General features: G+C 39.5%; 14 protein-coding genes and 1 tRNA gene. 11 read left to right on the forward strand and 4 right to left on the reverse strand.

Annotated features, from left to right (window positions below; genetic code table 11):
• The first annotated feature begins 64 nt into the window (after positions 1-64).
• The 5 genes from NAG76_09860 (at position 65) to NAG76_09880 (ending at position 5,312) form a co-directional block, all read left to right on the forward strand.
• Positions 65-721, forward strand: coding sequence for a universal stress protein (locus tag NAG76_09860; protein ID URN96495.1), 657 nt, complete (start codon positions 65-67; stop codon positions 719-721).
• Positions 722-1,035: 314 nt separating this feature from the next.
• Positions 1,036-2,424 (forward strand): ABC transporter substrate-binding protein, encoded by a 1,389-nt coding sequence (locus NAG76_09865; GenBank protein URN96496.1) that lies wholly within the window; start codon positions 1,036-1,038, stop codon positions 2,422-2,424.
• Between the two features lie 91 nt (positions 2,425-2,515).
• On the forward strand, positions 2,516-3,358 hold the full coding sequence (locus NAG76_09870) for a sugar ABC transporter permease (GenBank protein URN96497.1): 843 nt from the start codon (positions 2,516-2,518) through the stop codon (positions 3,356-3,358).
• Entirely contained in the window at positions 3,358-4,191 is an 834-nt protein-coding gene (locus tag NAG76_09875) for a carbohydrate ABC transporter permease (GenBank protein URN96498.1), read from the forward strand. The genes NAG76_09870 and NAG76_09875 overlap by 1 nt, the downstream gene beginning before the upstream one ends.
• Positions 4,192-4,277: 86 nt before the next feature.
• On the forward strand, positions 4,278-5,312 hold the full coding sequence (locus NAG76_09880) for a LacI family transcriptional regulator (GenBank protein ID URN96499.1): 1,035 nt from the start codon (positions 4,278-4,280) through the stop codon (positions 5,310-5,312).
• A 265-nt stretch (positions 5,313-5,577) separates the two neighbouring features.
• Here the strand turns inward: NAG76_09880 and NAG76_09885 are convergent.
• The 4 genes from NAG76_09885 to NAG76_09900 form a co-directional block, all read right to left on the reverse strand.
• A tRNA-Asp gene (locus NAG76_09885) sits at positions 5,578-5,654 on the reverse strand.
• Between the two features lie 83 nt (positions 5,655-5,737).
• Positions 5,738-6,745: an electron transfer flavoprotein subunit alpha/FixB family protein gene (locus tag NAG76_09890; protein URN96500.1), complete on the reverse strand. Its 1,008-nt coding sequence runs from the start codon at positions 6,743-6,745 to the stop codon at positions 5,738-5,740.
• Entirely contained in the window at positions 6,745-7,578 is an 834-nt protein-coding gene (locus NAG76_09895) for an electron transfer flavoprotein subunit beta/FixA family protein (protein URN96501.1), read from the reverse strand. The genes NAG76_09890 and NAG76_09895 overlap by 1 nt, the downstream gene beginning before the upstream one ends.
• Positions 7,579-7,807: 229 nt before the next feature.
• Entirely contained in the window at positions 7,808-8,284 is a 477-nt protein-coding gene (locus NAG76_09900; protein URN96502.1) for a GyrI-like domain-containing protein, read from the reverse strand.
• A gap of 300 nt (positions 8,285-8,584) precedes the next feature.
• Between NAG76_09900 and NAG76_09905 the strand changes: the two genes are divergently transcribed.
• The 6 genes from NAG76_09905 to NAG76_09930 all read left to right on the forward strand — a co-directional run bounded on the left by NAG76_09905 (position 8,585) and on the right by NAG76_09930 (position 19,473).
• The gene (locus NAG76_09905) at positions 8,585-10,879 is read left to right on the forward strand and encodes a (Fe-S)-binding protein (protein URN96503.1); all 2,295 of its coding nucleotides are present in this window, start codon (positions 8,585-8,587) and stop codon (positions 10,877-10,879) included.
• A gap of 569 nt (positions 10,880-11,448) precedes the next feature.
• Positions 11,449-13,920, forward strand: coding sequence for a 3-hydroxyacyl-CoA dehydrogenase NAD-binding domain-containing protein (locus tag NAG76_09910; GenBank protein URN96504.1), 2,472 nt, complete (start codon positions 11,449-11,451; stop codon positions 13,918-13,920).
• A 30-nt stretch (positions 13,921-13,950) separates the two neighbouring features.
• A complete protein-coding gene (locus NAG76_09915) occupies positions 13,951-15,162 on the forward strand; it encodes an acetyl-CoA C-acyltransferase (GenBank protein ID URN96505.1) in 1,212 nt (403 codons plus the stop codon).
• A 129-nt stretch (positions 15,163-15,291) separates the two neighbouring features.
• Positions 15,292-17,088, forward strand: coding sequence for an acyl-CoA dehydrogenase family protein (locus NAG76_09920; GenBank protein URN96506.1), 1,797 nt, complete (start codon positions 15,292-15,294; stop codon positions 17,086-17,088).
• A 14-nt stretch (positions 17,089-17,102) separates the two neighbouring features.
• Positions 17,103-19,079, forward strand: coding sequence for a long-chain fatty acid--CoA ligase (locus tag NAG76_09925; protein URN96507.1), 1,977 nt, complete (start codon positions 17,103-17,105; stop codon positions 19,077-19,079).
• Positions 19,072-19,473, forward strand: coding sequence for a PaaI family thioesterase (locus tag NAG76_09930; GenBank protein URN96508.1), 402 nt, complete (start codon positions 19,072-19,074; stop codon positions 19,471-19,473). The genes NAG76_09925 and NAG76_09930 overlap by 8 nt, the downstream gene beginning before the upstream one ends.
• Positions 19,474-19,505: the final 32 nt, after the last annotated feature.

The following is a 19,505-nucleotide window of genomic DNA, read 5'->3' on the forward strand; positions in this document are numbered from 1 at the left end:
GTTGACAAGAGCACCCCAGTTATGTAGGCTAAAGCTATTATTAAGATGAGGTGAATGAATAATCATGAAGACTGCAGGTATGGATGAATGCATACTGGTCTGTGTGTATTATGGGCCAAACGGTGAACGACTTATTCGGAGAGGCGGCAAAATTGCAGAAATGCTAAACTGTCCTCTATATGTGTTGACAGTAGACGCTCAACCAGAAAGTGAATGGGATATTGAAAAGATTCATTATATCTCCGCTTGGAAAAAGATAGCACAAGAGCATGGCGCAGAACAATTTATTATTAAATACAACGAAAAACGACCAGTTGCAAAAGTTATTGCGGAAGTTGCAAAAGACAAAAAAATTACTCAAGTAGTACTAGGTCAAACAGCACAAAATCGTTGGGAAGAGATTACTCGTGGTTCATTTATCAACGTATTGTTGAACGAAATTCCTTTCATAGATTTGCACATTATTTCCGTTTCTCGAGATGTTAAGAACCAAGATGAGTTCTACGAAAAAGGAATAAGAGCATATCTGACATGTGTTGAAGGTGAGTATAAACTTTGCTTCAATCATACACATTATGCAAAATACGAAGGCATCTTCTATAAAGAGGTTGGAACTGACTTTAATAATGGGGTGTTTAAGTTTTTGAAAGAAGATGACATGATTGAGGTACGTATTGTTGATGATTATGTGAAAAATATCAACGAACGAATTAATGTGTAAATAAGAACCCATTATAAAAAAATAGCGAAAAAGAGTTATCAACGCAGTAATACGTTGATAACTCTTTTTCGTTTCAAAAATTTTAAAGAATATTCTTAAAAGATCAGGGAAATCCTAGTGTTAGAAGTAATTAATTACGAAATAATTTGGTCTTAATTTGGAAAAAAGGAGTGAGATGTAAAAAAAACGATTGTCATATATTAATGTCTGTGATACCATATGTTTGCAAGTGAAATCGTTTTCGGTATCGTTTCCGATAAGCTTTCCGGAATGCGCTTTCACAATATGATTTTCATTTTAGAGGGGGATTTAGAATGAAGAAGTTAAACAGAGTTTTGAGTATTCTTTTGGTAATGTCATTAGTATTTATCGCAGCTTGCTCAAATAATGCAGGCAAGAATGAGCCAGGAACAGATACCAATCAAGGTAATGATGGTGCCAAATCAAACGAAACAATTTATTTTTTAAACTTCAAGCCAGAAATTGCTGAAGCATACAAAAAAATTGCTAAAGATTATGAAGCAGAAACTGGTGTTAAAGTTAAAGTTGAAACTGCAGCTTCTGGTACTTATGAAACAACTTTGAAATCAGAAATTGCAAAATCAGAAGCTCCAACAATTTTCCAAATTAACGGTCCTGTTGGATACGCAGCTTGGAAAGATTATACACTTGATTTGAAAGATACGAAATTATATAGCTACCTTTCTGATCAAAGCCTTGCAGTAACTGAAGGCGAAGGCGTATATGGTATCCCTTACGTAGTAGAAGGATATGGTATTATCTACAACAACGCAATTATGGAGAAATATTTCGCACTTGGTACGAAAGCAACGGCAGTATCTTCAATGGAAGAAGTAAATAACTTCGATACATTGAAATCAGTAGTTGAAGATATGCAAGCTAATGCTGATGCTCTTGGCATCAAAGGCGTATTCTCTTCTACTTCACTAGGTGCTGGTGAGCAATGGAGATGGCAAACACATCTTGCGAACATTCCTTTGTTCTATGAATTCAATGATATGCAAGGATTTGACAATGCTACAAGTGCAGGACTTTCTGCAAATGAAATTAAATTCACTTATGGCAACAACTTCAAAAACATTTTCGATCTATACATCAATAACTCTACTGTAAAACCTACGCTTCTAGGTAGTAAAACAGTTGCAGATTCTATGGCTGAATTCGCTCTTGGTCAATCTGCTATGGTTCAAAATGGTAACTGGGCTTGGAACCAAATTAATGAAGTTAGCGGTAACACTGTAAAATCTGAGGATATTAAATTCCTTCCAATCTACACTGGTGTAACTGGTGAGGAAAAACAAGGTTTAGCTGTTGGTACTGAAAACTACTTTGCAATTAACAGTAAAGTTTCTGAGTCTAAACAACAAGCTTCTATCGCATTCCTTGAATGGTTGTTCACAAGCGAAACTGGTAAAGCTGCAGTAACAAATGATCTTGGTTTCATCGCTCCATTCAATACATTCGAAGACAATGAAAAACCAGCAGATCCACTTGCTAAAGAAATTTTAGCTTGGATGGAAAAAGATACAACTTCTGTAGCTTGGACTTTTGCAGCATTCCCAAGTGAAGATTTCAAAAATGACTTCGGTGATGCATTACTACAATATGCTCAAGGTAACGAAACTTGGGATAAAGTATCATCTGTTGTCGTAGATTCTTGGAAAAGTGAAAAAGCTAAGTAAAGAATAAGCAGTTCAAGCAGATGTCACTATACGCAAGCTTAGTATAGTGACATCTGTTATTACACGAGATAGCAGAACAGGAGAGAACGCCATGCAGAAAATGATTCAGAAATATTTTGCTCTTTTTGCATTGCCGACATTAATTGCATTTACACTAGCTTTCGTCGTTCCGTTTATTATGGGTATATACTTGTCATTTACACAGTTTACAACAGTAAATGATGCTACATGGGTTGGATTAGACAACTATATTAAAGCATTTGCAGACAAGGACTTTCTTAATGCCTTATGGTTTACAGCTAGATTTACAATTGTGTCAGTAGTATCAATTAACGTCTTCGCATTTTTAATTGCTTTATTGCTAACAAAAAAAGTACTAGGAACGAATGTATTCCGGACAATTTTCTTCATGCCTAACCTAATAGGTGGTATCGTACTAGGTTATATCTGGCAACTAATATTTAACGGTATTTTGTACAAATTCGATGTTACACTTACTAACGATCCAGCATTTGGTTTTTGGGGATTAGTTATTCTTATGAATTGGCAACTAATCGGTTACATGATGATCATCTATATTGCTGGTATTCAAAACGTTCCTAAAGAACAGCTTGAAGCAGCAAAAATTGATGGTGCTACAAATGGGGTTATTCTTCGCAAAATTATTTTGCCACTTGTAATGCCTTCAATTACGATTTGTTTGTTCTTAAGTATTTCAAATTCATTCAAACTATTTGATCAGAACTTAGCGTTGACTGCAGGTGCTCCTTCCAAACAAACGGCAATGTTAGCCTTAGATATTTTCAACACATTCTATGGTAAAGCTGGCTTTGAAGGTGTAGGTCAAGCTAAAGCAGTAATGTTTTTCCTAATGGTAGGTATTATTGTTATCGTACAACTTGCGATTACTAGAAGAAAGGAGATCGAAAACTAATGGATGATACACAACAAAAGCGACCGTTTCTCTTTCTCTTTCTTGTTGTATTGGCAGTAGCATTTCTATCCCCAATACTTATCGTATTGATGAACTCCTTTAAAGGTAAATTTTTCATAAGCGATGCACCGTTTGTATTCCCAAACAGTGATACGTACATTGGACTCGAAAACTATACAAGTGGTATTCAAAAAATTAATTTCTTTTCAGCTTTTGGAATGTCCTTGTTTATAACAATATGCTCAGTTGCATTAATTGTATTTTTCACCTCAATGACGGGTTGGTATCTAACTCGTGTGAAAACTAAATGGGCTAGCGCATTATTCTACATGTTTGTCTTTTCTATGATCGTACCATTCCAAATGGTAATGTTTACAATGACTAAAACAGCTAACGTAATAGGCTTGGACAATCCTGTTGGAATTTTGATTATTTATTTAGGATTTGGCTCAGGACTTTCGGTCTTCTTGTTTAGCGGATTTGTCAAATCAATACCACTAGAGATTGAAGAAGCTGTAATGATTGATGGTGGAGGACCACCACAAATGTTCTTTAAAGTTATTTTTCCAATATTGAAACCAATTGCTATTACAGTTGCTATTCTTAATGTTATGTGGGTATGGAATGACTATTTACTTCCTTATCTAATTATCGGTACAGAGTATAAAACGATTCCGATTGCTGTTCAATATCTTAAAGGTGGATATGGATCGATTGATATGGGTGCAATGATGGCAATGCTAGTTCTAGCTATTATACCTATTGTCATTTTCTATTTATTCTGTCAGAAATACATTATTGAAGGCGTTGTCGCTGGTGCAGTAAAAGGTTAATTCTCAATGGATGACGAATAAGTAGTAGTGTAGATTTTTGTTTTTCATTAATCTACATTCAAATAAGGCATAAAGGAAGTATGATTATGGCTTCTCTTACTATTATTGATATTGCGAAAATATGTGGTGTAGGTGTAACCACCGTATCTAGAGCAATTAACAACCATCCTGATATTAGCGACGAAACAAAGGCAATGATTATGAAAGTTGTGAAAGAGAACAATTATGTTCCTAATAACAATGCTCGTAATTTGAAACGTACTGCATCAAAAACGATCGCTGTATTAATTAAAGGGATGAACAATCCTTTTTTCATTCAAATGATTGATTTATTTGAAAAAGGAATAAAAGATAAGAAGTATACATTTATTTTACACCGTGTATACGAACATCAAGACGAAATTGATGTGGCGAATGAGTTAGTTAAAGAAAAGAAACTAAAAGGTATCATTTTTCTTGGGGGCTATTTATCTCACTCTCAGGATAAATTAGAGCGACTAACTGTACCTTATGTGCTATGTACGGTCGGTTTATCTTCTGAATTTGATACGTATAATTACTCTTATGTGTCCATAGATGATTTTGCAGAAAGTTATAAAATGGTTGATTACTTGTGTAACCAAGGACATAAGCGCATTGCGCTTATCTCTGCTTCTATGGAAGATAGAAGTATTGGTCAATTGCGATACCAAGGGTATAAGCAAGCACTAGAAGATCATGGTTTAACCATTGATGAGCAACTAGTACGTCCAATGAAGGCACATCTAGAAAGTTATTCAATGGAGAATGGTTATGCAGTTACAAAGGAAATGTTAGAAGAAAACATTGATTTTACCGCATTATTTGCTATTTCCGATTCTATGGCAATAGGGGCAAGTAAAGCTTTGTTAGAAGCAGGTCGCTCTATTCCAGAGGATTGTTCAGTTGCAGGTTTCGATGGACTTGATATGTCGTACTATTATCATCCTTCGATTACAACGATCAGGCAACCGATAGCTAAAATGGCGGAAGAAACAATAAAAATCATGTTTGACCTTATTAACAAGAAAGTGACTCATACACAGCTTAAATTTCCTGCAGAATTAATAGTAAGGGATTCAACCGGAGTTATTCATACGTAAAAGCTATGACAGAGAACTAATTGATCTCATACTTATGTGGGTGATCATTCATTGCACCGAAGTGGAGTAGAACCGTGAGATGAAGGGCTAAACTGCCTCTCATTCCACCGGTACAAGTGGCGCCCCCTTTTCGATAGGATTTCGAGAAGGGGGCGCCACTTGTTTATCTACAACCAGAATTAATTATCGAAGTTTGTTCCACAAACTGCTCAGAAACTTTTAAAACAAAAAAAGAGCCCCGAAGGACTCTGTGTCGTTAAAATAATGGCGGAGCTGACGAGATTCGAACTCGCGGTCTCCTGCGTGACAGGCAGGCATGTTAGGCCTCTACACCACAGCTCCGTATATTAGATATCTCTTAGAGACAAGTAGTATCTTATCACGCAGGAGCTATATAAAGCAAGAGTTTTTTGAAATAAATAAAATTATTGTCGAATTTCACGCAATTGTGTCGTGAGCAATGGTACAACTTCAAATAAATCTCCAACAATACCATAATCTGCAATAGAGAAGATGGGTGCTTCACGATCCTTATTAATAGCTACGATGGTGCGTGATTGACTCATGCCTGCAAGATGTTGAATGGCTCCACTAATCCCGCAAGCGATATATAGCTTTGGAGTTACAACTTTTCCAGTTTGACCAATTTGTAGTGCATAGTCACAATAACCTGCATCGCAAGCTGCACGAGAAGCGCCAACTGCTCCACCTAGCTCATCAGCTAGTTGCTTTAATATCGCAAAACCTTCGGGCCCACGAACACCTCTACCACCAGCAACAATAATTTCTGCTTCTGTCAGATCAATCTCTTCATTGATGCGTTTAACTACGTGTTGAACGATTGATGATAGCTGTATTCCTTCGCAATTGACCTGATGTATGTGCTCGTCTGGATTAGTAATTTCTACAGGTTCAACTAATATAGCAGGGGCATTGTTATTGGGTCGAATGGAAAGGACGTAAGGGGCAACTCCTTGAAAGTGTCTACGCTCAAATGCTTTTCCCGCATAGATCGGGCGTACAAAGCTAGCTTTGTCTGCAGATGATTCTATGGTTGTAACATCTGCAATATAGCCGCTATGTAATGCTGCTGCTAGACGAGGTGCAAGTTCGCGACCATGAGACGTATGCCCAATAACGACATACTTAGGCTGCAATTCTCTTATGACATCAGTTAGGGCAGGAAGAACAACTGTAGCTTGATAGGGTTCAAAATGTGCGTGTTTAGCGATATGTACTTCATGAACACCATATTGCAGTAGCTCATTAGCGGAAGAAATTAAGCTATTATCGTTATCACTACCTGAAAGGAACGCATGAATTGTCCCTGATTGTCCATGCAATAACGTGATTGCAGCAGTAATAGCTTCTAATGTAACTCTGCGTAATGTTGTCCCTTTTCGTTCAGCGACAATAACAATGTGATCACTCATTAAGAATCCCCACCTTTCTGGATAATAGAACGTTCTAACAATTGTTCTAATAGAGAAGATGCTTGCTCCTGGGCTGTCCCTGTAATGAACTGCCCAGGAGGTCTAGCGTTAGGAGAAAGAACTTGATCACAACTTGTTGCGCTCGCTGCGATTCGCTCTAATGCATCAGATAGCAATAGATCAGAAGAGAATAATTCTGTTAATGGCTTTTTCTTGGCCTTCATAATACCTGGTAAAGACGGATAGCGAGGATCATTCAAACCTTGTTGTGCTGTAATAAGAGCAGGGAGAGGAAGAAGTACCGTTTCTGTATCGCCTTCGACATCACGTTCTATTCTGGCAAGATTTCCGTCCCATGGTGACTCTTCTATATGTAGTTCCTTAGCATGACCAAGTTGGATCTTAATAGCAGCTGAAGCATGAGGTAACTGGAGTAATTCGGCAACTTGTAAAGCGACGCTGCCACTACCGCTGTCGACGGCAAAAAGCCCTGCTAGTATCAGATCAACTTTCATCGGTCGTATAGTGGCTGCTAGCAGATGAGCAATGGAACTACTATGACTTAAGTTTGTATGATCAGCAATAAGAATTGCTTGATCTGCTCCTACTGCAAGTGCGGAGCGAAGTGCATGAGTACTGCGTTCAGGACCAACTGAAATTACGATAATTTCTGCATCATGCTGCTCCTTAATTCGTAAAGCTTCTTCGAGTGCATATTCATCATATGGATTAATAATGAACTTTGCACCTTCCTCATTAACCGCCCCATTAACAATATGAATCTTTTCTTCTGTATCAAATGTTTGTTTCAACAAGACAACAATTTTGAACATACGGATGCCCCTCTCATATCGTTGTAAATTAGCTCTTAAAATGTCATAACAAAGAAGCATTGATCCGTATCGTGCACATGCTAATAGGGGTAGCATGTGCAAAGTAGGAACATATGCCTTCATTGATATTGTTAATTAAGCAAGTGTTAGTGCTACAATATGAAAGTTTATTAGAAAATAGACCGTAGCTACATTTTTCTATTATCCGAAATGTACTGTTATGAAGAGGCTATGCTTCCAAGGGCAAATAAATATGTATAATGTTATCTTCTTTCTCCAAAGAATCAATACCAGTCCAATACTCGAAATCAAAAGATCTGAAGACGGCTATACCTTTTTCACGAATTGAATGATAGGTTTGCTCTATTTCAGATTCTGGTCCTTTGTGAGTAACCTTCACATATGTACCAGTTGGTATTATTCTTCGAACGAATCCTTCAGGAATAGAATCAAAATCTATAACCTCCACTGCAACAACACTTTCGAAAGGAACATCTGGAGTCCATTCTTGATCGGGGTAAATTTGGACTAAGTAAATTCCGTGATGATCTGAACGATTGATTATTTTATTAACATTCTCAATGAGCTTTTCGCGTAAATTTACGACGATTCCAGTTTCTATATCTTCATTTAACGATACCGTCACAGTGTAACCAACCAGCTTCGTTTCCGTTCGTTCTACGGTTTGCATGTTTTCTATTGTCATTTATGATCGGGCTCCTTATCAATAACGAATTTGAATAACTGTAGTTGTCTAGCAAATAATTACCTCCAAAGATTATCACTGGTACGAAGTGGTTGCAATGGATGACAGCATTCAAGAAGTAACCAGTTCTTTGCCTTTATTGAACGCATGTTAACTCTTTAGTTCACATATAAATAAACAGTGTCATTTAATAATCAATGTAAATTCAAACGCATTTTTGCACGTAAATAATTGAAATTTGAAGAAATCGATTGTCAGCACAAAGTGGATGCCATAAAGCTAGTGAAAAGGGGGATGGATATGGGAACTGGGGATTACATAAAGCTGTTCATTACGTTATGTGTAGCTGGAGCCTCTATATGGATGTTTGTTGAAATAGTCAAGCGCAGAATTCAATACATAAAACTAGCAACACCAGTGACATGGAATTTTAGACAATCAGCCTCAAAAGCAACAACTGAAATTATTACTCACAGTAAATTACTCCGAGACGTTCGTAGTGGGTTACTTCATATTATATATTTCTATGGATTTCTTTCACTACAACTCGGAGCACTCGACCTAATGCTAAAAGGTTTATTTGGCGTACCATTAATTCCTTGGATGCCGCTATATGGCTATTTCAGCTGGTTGCAAGAATGGATTGTAATAATTGTGTTAGTAGCTATTATATTAGGGGCATTTCGTCGTTATGGAGAGCGACTTCCACGTTTAAAACGTGGAGCCAAGCCTTCACTAGTCTATTGGTTCATTGGATTGCTTATGTTAAGTGTGTTGTTCTCATTGAGTTTTGAAAGAGTAGCACATCATGAAGCTTCTACAAGTACTGTAGCAAGTGCTAATTACGCTCCGATTAGTCATGTACTTGCTACAGGTTTCCAATCAATAGGAGTTGATCAAGGAAGTGAGATTGCAGTAATCGGATTTGAGATTAGTTGGTGGTTACATTTACTCATTCTATTGAGTTTCCTTATCTATGTCCCGCAGTCTAAACATTTTCATCTACTAGTAGCGCCGATTAATTTATGGTATCGACGTTCTGTTCCAATCGGACAATTAAGTCACATCGATCTTGAAAATGAGGAAGCAGAAAGTTTTGGCGTAGGTCACATTCATGCATTTAACCAGAAGCAAATGCTAGATTTATATGCCTGTGTAGAATGTGGCCGTTGTACTAATGTATGTCCTGCAACTAGTACTGGGAAAATATTATCTCCCATGCATATGATTATTAAACTTCGTGATCACGCCACCGAAAAGGGTGCAGCCATTACTTCCAAATCACCATGGCTTCCGCAAGGACTTTGGAAACAACCACCATGGGGAATGGGTGATCTTACGCAAGGAGCACATGTGATGAACATGATGTGCAGTACAAGTGATCAGCGACAATCACAAGAAAGCGATAGTCAGACCAATAATGCTCAAGCTCGTGTTACAACTATGCCAGATTATATCAAGTGGAAAGCAGATATTTCGGCAACCATGAACAAGCAAAGCAAAGCATGGCAATATGATGAGAGTCGTAATCCGCTACAATTAGATTTAATTGGAGATGTAATGACGGAAGAAGAACTATGGTCATGCACGACTTGTAGAAATTGCGAAGAACAATGCCCTGTAGGTAATGAGCATGTAGATAAAATTATCGACATGCGCAGACATCTGGTGTTGATGGAAGGTAGTATGCCTGCTGATGCACAACGTGCATTACAAAACATTGAAAGACAAAGTAATCCATGGGGGATAAGTCGAAGCGAACGGGCAGATTGGTTGAACGATTGTCAGAAAAAGACGGGGATAACCGTTGAGACCATGAAGGAGCGCCAAGCTTCTGCCACAGAAACAGATATACTGCTTTGGGTTGGTTCAATGGGTTCTTACGATAATCGTAGTCGCAAACTACTCTATGATCTGATTAGGCTACTAACCCATGCTCGTATCAACTTCGCTGTACTAGGTCTAGAAGAGAAAAGTTCAGGTGATACTGCTCGCAGAATAGGAAATGAGATGCTCTATCAAGAGCTTGCGCAGCGAAATATTGAAACGCTCCATCGTTATAATGTCCAACGTATCGTCACACCTTGTCCTCATACTTTCCACACGTTTAAGAAGGAATATCCCCAGCTAGGACTTGCACCACATATTGAAGTTTTTCACCATACAGAACTACTCGATCAATTAATTCAGCAAGGCAACTTAAAGCCGAATTATCGTCTAGATGAAACGATTACGTTACATGATTCTTGTTACTTAGGCCGCTATAACGGACTATATGATGCACCTAGGAGAATATTGCAAGCGATACCAGGTGTCATTCTGAAAGAGATGGAACGATCTAGAGAAAATGCGATGTGTTGTGGTGCTGGTGGTGGATTAATGTGGATGGAAGAACATAGTGGTACTCGCGTGAACTATGCTAGAGCAGCTCAAGCACTTCACGTACAACCAACAATGATAAGCTCGGCTTGCCCTTATTGTCTAACGATGCTAGAAGATGGTGTGAAGGCATTAGTGGAGGAAGGAAGTATTGCAACGAAAGATATTGCAGAAGTATTAGCTACTAGCGTATTAGGTGTGATGGATGCCGAATAACTAACAAAGCCAGTCATCTTTATCAAAGTCCGCTTTTTGAACTTCCTCTTTCGATAAAAGTTCAAAAAGTGGGCTTTCAGAATCGAGAAGATGAGGCGCTACTTGTGGGAGGAGGAAACGCAAGTGTACGTAATTGGTACACGCGTACCGCACTCCCCAAGTTCGCATCATCTTCGGTGTCGGATAACCTACAAAGCCAGTCAACGTTATCAAAGTCCGCTTTTTGAACTTCCTCTTTCGATAAAAGTTCAAAAAGTGGGCTTTCAGAACCGAGAAGATGAAGCGCTACTTGTGGGAGGAGGAAACGCAAGTGTACGTAATTGGTACACGCGTACCGCACTCCCCAAGTTCGCATCATCTTCGATGTCGGATAACCTACAAAGCCAGTCAACGTTATCAAAGTCCGCTTTTTGAACTTCCTCTTATGTGAAGGAACCATCATGAGATATGCCCCCCTCACATACATATAGTAATGAGGTCGCCGGCTAAGCTGGACTGTGATTACGATATGCTGCTTTGTAGCGTAATTGGCGGCGTAACAATTGAAGAAGGAAAGGAGTGGATCTGCTATGAGTTCATCCATTGTGAACAATGAGAAAATAGGTCAGAACATTCGCAAAGTAGCTGTAATCGGTTCAGGAGTTATGGGAGCTGGAATTGCTGCACACATGGCAAATAGCGGTTATTCGGTATGGTTATTGGATATTGTACCAACTACGTTAACAACAGATGAGCAACTACAAGGTTTGTCTTTACAATCTTCATCGGTACGTAATCGACTTGCTAATGCAGCGATTGGAGCTATGGTGAGACAAAAGCCTGCACCGCTCTATGACAATAGTTTTGTCAAAAATATTACAGCTGGTAATTTAAGTGATCATGCGAAGCAGTTAAGTGAAGTAGATTGGATTGTTGAAGCAGTAGTGGAACGACTTGATATTAAGCAACAAGTATTTACGCTTATCGATCAAACAAGACGAGTAGGCACACTTGTCAGTACAAATACATCAGGATTATCCGCTCATCAAATGGTTGAGCATTGTAGCAAAGATATGCGTGAACACTTTGCTGTGACGCATTTCTTCAATCCACCTCGTTATATGAATCTCGTAGAAGTGGTCCCGACCTCAGATACATTACCTCAAGTTGTAGATACTCTTCATTACTTATGTGAACAAAAGCTTGGTAAAGGAGTTGTACGTGCGAAAGATACCCCTAACTTTATTGCTAATCGCATAGGTACATATGGCATGCTCGTTACATTACAGTCAACAGCGCAATTTGGATTAACGATAGATGAAGTAGATGCACTAACTGGTATCGCGATGGGTCGCCCGAAGACTGCAACCTATCGGATGCTTGATCTTGTTGGTCTAGATACATTATTACATGTTGTAGATAACGTACACAGTCGAAGTAGTGATGAACAAGAGAAAAAAGTATTCACGAAGCCACCAATATTAGAGTCACTTGTTAAGAGAGGTGCTCTCGGTCAAAAGAGTGGTGAAGGTTTTTATCGCAAATCCAAAGCACCAACAGGCAAAAGCATTGTAGAATCACTGCAGCTAGATTCACTCACCTATGATATAGCAGAACCGATCGAGTCACCAGTAATCGAAGCAGCGAAGAAAGGTAAAGGTGCAGCAGGTAAAGTAAATGCTCTACTCCATGCTTACCCAGATCATGTTCATGCTCTTTTTGCGTGGAGTACAATAAAGCCCATTCTACTTTATTCCGCCAAATTATTAGGAGAAATTTCTGATTCTATTGTAGATATCGACAAGGCTATGAAGCTTGGTTTCAACTGGGAACTAGGTCCTTTTGAATTGTGGGATGCTATTGGAGTGCAAGCCTCAGTAGCACGTATGAAGGAGGAAGGCGAGAATATTCCACTATGGGTAGAAACATGGATCTCTAATGGTCTTACTCATTTCTACAAGCAGGATGCGGGCTATACCTGGTATGTTCATCAACAACAATTTGAGCAATTAGAGGAAGATCCTAATGTAATTTCACTTAGTAAGTGTAAGGAACGCGGAGCAACCATCTGGAGCAATTCTGGTGCAAGTCTTATCGACATTGGCGATGATGTTGTCACACTAGAATTTCACTCTAAAAGTAATGCGATTGGATCGGAAGTATTGAGTGCGATTCGCTATGCTAGCAATGAAGTATCTCGTAATTGGCGTGGGCTCGTACTTGCCAATGAAGGTAAAAACTTCTGTGTGGGCGCTAATATTATGCTACTACTTATGGAAGCTCAGAATGAAGAGTGGGATGAAGTAGAAGACATTATTCGTTTCTTCCAGCAAAGTATGCTCCAGTTGAAACGACTAGATCGACCAGTTGTTGCTGCTCCGCATCGTATGACATTGGGTGGAGGAGTAGAAGCTTGCTTGCCAGCAGATGTCATTATTGCTTCTCCTGAAACTTACTATGGGCTAGTAGAGACAGGAGTAGGCTTAATACCTGCAGGTGGTGGTAGCAAAGAAGCAGCGATATTTGCAATGAATCGAGCTGCAGCGGGAGCAGGACCTAATGGAATTAGCGAGCGAAAGTTACTGGCTGGAGACTTACAGCCTCATCTTAATCATATGTTTGAAACGATTGCTATGGCCAAGACATCCACAAGTGGTCATGAGATTGCTCGGTTAGGCTTTGCAAGACCACAGGATCGTGTCATTATGCGTCAGGAAAATCGAATTTCAGAAGCAAAAAAAGAAGTATTAAGACTAGATCGTGCAGGCTATGAAGCTCCGAAGGAACAGTTAGTAACAGTAGCAGGCAGGGAAGGTAAAGCAGTATTAAAACTTGCGATTCAGTCGATGAAGCTAGGTAAATACATTAGTAGCCACGATGAATTAATAGCTACTAAGTTAGCCCATATATTAAGTGGTGGCGATCTTTCATCTGGTGCGATTGTAAGTGAACAGTACTTACTCGATCTGGAATGCGAAGCATTCTTGAGTTTATGTGGTGAAGCGAAAACGCAGGCAAGAATGAGCCATATGTTAAAGACAGGTAAGCCACTTCGCAATTAAGAAAAATAGAGTTAGAAAGGAGTAACAGAGATGCCAAGCAAATATTTCGAGGATCAGGATACAGATGCGGTTATAGTGGCTGCAGTAAGGACGGCAGTTGGGAAAGCGCACAAAGGAAGTCTATCCGATACACGAGCCGAAGATCTGGGGAAAAGTGTTATCCAGGGGTTGCTTGATACAGTTCCGACCTTATCAAAGTCATTAATTGACGATGTCATCATTGGCTGTGCAATGCCGGAAGGTGAGCAAGGTTTGAATATGGCAAGAATTATAGCTCTTCATGCAGGTTTAGAACAATCTACACCTGCGGTAACAGTGAATCGATTTTGTGCTTCTGGCTTACAGGCTATTGCGTATGCCGCTGAGCGGATTAAGCTTGGCGAAGCAGAAGTTATATTGGCAGGTGGCGTAGAAAGCATGAGCCATGTGCCAATGACAGGATTTAGATTATCTCCGCATCCAGATATCGTTGATCGTATTCCTGAAGTGTACATGGGAATGGGGCATACAGCAGAAGAAGTAGCTCGAAGGTATGGGGTAAGTAGAGAAGATCAAGATGAATTTGCTACTGGTAGTCATCAGAAAGCGGCTTGGGCGATTGCTTCAGGTGCATTTGAAGATGAGATTGTACCGATCGAGATAACGCGATCCGTTCGTAATGAAAAGGGTGAATATCGCGATAAAAATTATGAATTCAAGCTCGATGAAGGCGTTCGAGCAACGACATCTCCTCAAGGATTAGCAGCATTGAAACCATCGTTCACCATTGGCGGATCAGTTACGGCAGGGAATTCTTCGCAAATGAGTGATGGTGCAGCTGCTGTATTAGTGATGAGTAGAAGTAAAGCAAATGAATTAGAACTGAAACCATTAGCAACTTTTCGTCACTATGCAGTAGCGGGTGTAGCACCAGAAGTGATGGGGATTGGTCCAATTGCAGCGATACCAAAACTACTGGAAAAGGCTAAAGTGACGATTGAAGATATTGATCTATTCGAGCTGAATGAAGCATTTGCTGCACAATGCATTCCGATTATTCGGGAATTATCTATTCCGATTGAAAGGGTAAATGTGAACGGGGGAGCTATTGCGCTCGGTCACCCGCTTGGTTGTACAGGGACGAAGCTGAGTGTAACTCTCATACATGAATTAGCACGTCGTGGAGGTGGCTTGGGTTTAGTCACAATGTGTGTCGGAGGGGGAATGGGGGCAGCTGGGTTGCTCGAAGTTTACTCCAACTGAACGTTTCGCTTGTGATCGCGATGATTATGCTAACGTTGTGTATTCGGCATCGAAGATCAATTCATCGCTTGCTTCACTGCTTCTTCATAAATGGATAATGTCATCTAAAAAGTTTTGGAGGTGATTAGAATGTCTACAACGAAGGCAACTTCTTTCGGTGGACGCTTTGTTATCGAGAATAGTGATCCTATGTTAACTACGATTCCAGAGGATTTTACAAGTGAACAAAGAATGATGTCTGAAGCGGCCCAGCAGTATATGGATGCTGAAATAACTCCGAATGATGTGGAGATTGAGGCACTTAATTATGAATTAACGGTTCAATTAATGCGTATTGCAGGAGAACAAGGGCTGTTAGGTGCCGATATTCCAGAGCAATACGGAGGTCTAGGTCTCGATAAAGTAAGTACAACATTACTAGCTGAAACGTTAGCCAAAAGTTCATCATTTGCACTGTCAGTAGGTGCTCATACTGGCATAGGAACACTGCCAATTGTCTTTTTTGGAACAACAGCTCAGAAAGAAAAGTATTTACCGCTACTTGCTACTGGAGAAAAGATTGCTGCTTACTGTCTAACAGAACCAGCTTCTGGCTCAGATGCACTAGGCGCCAAAACGAATGCGAAGTTAAGCGAAGATGGCAAACATTACGTATTGAACGGTTCAAAAATATTCATTACAAACGCGGGCTTTGCTGATGTATTTATCGTCTATGCCAAAATAGATAATGAACATTTTACGGCATTCATTGTAGAGCGTGAAATGGAAGGATTCAGTATTGGGCCAGAGGAACACAAGATGGGTATAAAAGGCTCATCCACATGTCCATTGTATTTTGAAGATGTCCATGTTCCTGTTGAAAATGTATTAGGTGAAATCGGAAAAGGTCATCTTATCGCATTTAATATATTAAATATTGGCAGGTTTAAACTCGGTGCAGCATGCCTTGGCACTGCGAAGGAAGCGATTCAGTTAGCTGCTTCTTATGCTAATGTTCGCAAGCAATTCAATCAGCCAATCTCTTCATATCCACTTATTGGTGCTAAATTAGCAGATATGAACATTGCCACCTTTGTAACAGAGAGTATGGTGTATCGAATTGCTGGCTGGATGGATGCGATGCTGTCTGAAATTGATCAAACATCTTCCCATGTCGCAACTGATAGCGGTAAGCTTGCAGCTAAAGCAATTGGTGAGTATGCGATGGAATATTCAATGATAAAGGTATTTGCATCGGAAGCTTTAGATTTTGTAAGTGATGAAGCTGTGCAGATTCATGGTGGCTATGGATTTATAAAAGAATACAAAGTTGAGCGAATTTATCGAGATTCAAGAATTAATCGCATATTTGAAGGAACAAATGAAATCAACCGCCTATTAATTCCGGGAACACTCATTAAGAAAGCAATGAAAAATGAGTTGCCGTTACTTGATAAAATTCAAGAGTTACAAGCGCAGTTATTAGAGCCTCAAACACCCCCTCAACTGGAAGGGAACTTAAGCTTAGAAGGTCACCGCATAGAGCAAGCGAAAAAGCTATTTTTGATGATTGGTGGCATTGCTGTTCAACGATACGGCGTAAAATTGGAAAGAGAGCAAGAAATATTAGAGTCACTAGCTAATATGATGATTTTAACGTTTGCAATGGAGAGCGCTTACTTAAGAGCTCAGAAACGAATATCACTGGGGTTGGATAACGATGAGTCTTCGACTGTAGCAATGATGACTCAAGTTTATGTGCAAGAAGCGATGGATCAGATCGAAGGTATTGCCAAAAAAGCACTTGTGCGTATGGAATCAGGGGACGCATTACGAATGCAATTATCGATTGTAAAGAAATTAACGAAAGCATCTCTCACAGATGTCATTACATTGAAACGAAAAATCGCTGCAAAGGTTATCGTAAGTGAGCAATATATTGTGTGAAGGAGTGATCTGGTATGGAATCACAAAATCCTCAACAATCAAATGTTCATGATGAGACGCAGAAAGAGAGCGAAATAGAGGTAACAAGCGAAGAAGTAGTTGACAGTAATGAAGTAGTCGAGGATACTTTCGCAGAAGCAGAAGCAGAAGCAGAAGCAGAAGCAGAAGCAGAAGCAGAAGCAGAAGCAGAAGCAGAAGCAGAAGCAGAAGCAGAAGCAGAAGCAGAAGCAGAAGCAGAAGCAGAAGCAGAAGCAGAAGCAGAAGCAGAAGCAGAAGCAGAAGCAGGGCAGTCGTCGCACAGAATATGGCATGAGCATTATCCGGATGATATTCGCACGACAATCGATTACCCTGAAGTTAATATTGCACAGTTTTTAATAGATTCAGCTACAAATTATCCGCATAAGTTAGCAGTCTATTTCTTGGGCAAGACGATGACTTATCAGCAACTCTATATTGCAGCAGATCGACTAGCTAGAGGATTAGGCAGACTTGGTATCCAGAAAGGTGACCGAGTTGCGATTATGTTACCTAACTGTCCTCAAGCTGTCATATCATATTACGGAGTACTTTTGGCAGGTGCAATCGTTGTTCAGACGAATCCTTTATATGTAGAGCGTGAACTGACCCATCAATTGCAAGATAGCGGAGCAGTTGCATTAATTACTGTGGATCTACTTTACCCAAGAGTTGAGCGAGTTCGTGGCAAAAATCCAGAGAACGGTCCATTATCAAAATTAAAAAGTGTAATAGTCACTTCGATTAAGGATGGATTACCTTTTCCTAAAAATTTTTTATATCCGATAAAACAACGTAAGGAAGGTTTTAAGTCGGTCATTCCATATGGTCAGGATGGTTACGTTGCTTGGAGTACATTGCAATCCAAGAAATCTTTATCATTCGAGAGACCTACATTAGCGGAGCATCATGAACTGGCTGCATTGCAATATACAGGAGGAACAACAGGTACTCCGAAAGGGGTTATGCTTACTCATCGCAATCTCGTTACTAATACATTACAAACGATGGAATGGTGTAGTCGAGTTAAAATTGGGGAAGAAAGATATTTAGCGGCATTACCACTATTTCATGTGTTCGGGTTAACGGTACTAATGAACATGTCGGTAAAAACAGCAGGGTGCCTAGTTTTATTACCGAAGTTTGATGTAAATGAAGTATTGAAAACAATCGATAAGATGAAGCCGACGATCTTTCCAGGTGCACCAACGATGTATGTTGCCTTAATACAAGCGGCAAGTAAACAATTATCTCCATTAGATCTTTCATCCATTGAAGTATGTATAAGTGGTTCTGCTGCATTGCCTCTAGAAGTGCAAGAACAATTTGAAAACTTAACAGGAGGTAGATTGATCGAAGGTTACGGTTTAACAGAGAGTTCACCAGTCACTCATGCTAATCCAATATGGGGTGATCGCAAGATCGGAACGATAGGTTTGCCATTTCCAGATACGGATGCTGCCATTATCTCTATTGAGACAGGTGAGCGATTGCCATGGGGTCAATTAGGCGAACTAATTGTTAAAGGTCCTCAAGTCATGAAAGGATATTGGAATAGACAAGAAGCAACCGATCAGGTACTTAACGATGGTTGGTTGAAAACAGGCGATCTAGCCATGATGGATGAAGATGGTTACTTTATTATTATGGATCGGATTAAAGATATTATTATCGCAAGTGGATTTAACATATACCCTCGTGAAATTGAAGAGGTGCTTTTCGAACATCCTGCAATTGCTGAAGCTTCTGTGATAGGAATTAAAGATGCTTACCGTGGAGAAACAGTGAAAGCATATATCGTGTTGAAGGATAACTATATGGTATCCGAAGAACAACTAGATTCATGGTGTAGAGAACGTTTAGCTGCTTTCAAGGTACCTCATCAATATGCGTTCAGAGATAGCTTACCAAAGACAATGGTCGGGAAAGTACTTAGGCGCAAGTTAGCCGAAGAGGAGCAACAACATGAATGAACAAACAAGATATGAACAATTACAAGAACTTGCTAAGTCGACTTTTTGGGGATATTTAGGTTGTGAATTAGTTGAAGCTAACGAGGAACACGTCATTATTTCACTTGAACTTGCCGATCATCATAAAAATTTAATGGGCATTGTACATGGAGGGGTAATGATGTCTATGTTGGATAATGCTATGGGATTAATTATTATGCTTGGAACAGGAGAAAACACGGTTACTGCAACAATGAACACTCATTTTTTATCTAATGTTGCAAATGGTAAAATTTACTGCAAAGCGGAACTTTTACATTCTACTAAGCGTACTAATACTATGACAGCATCTTTATATAATGAACATAATGAACTACTCGCGTGGGCAAGTGGTGCTTATAGACTCATGAAGTAATTGTGAAAATAATGTAAAATAATAATAGGAAA

Source organism: Candidatus Pristimantibacillus lignocellulolyticus (genome assembly GCA_023639215.1).
In the GTDB taxonomy this organism is placed as follows: domain Bacteria; phylum Bacillota; class Bacilli; order Paenibacillales; family Paenibacillaceae; genus Pristimantibacillus; species Pristimantibacillus lignocellulolyticus.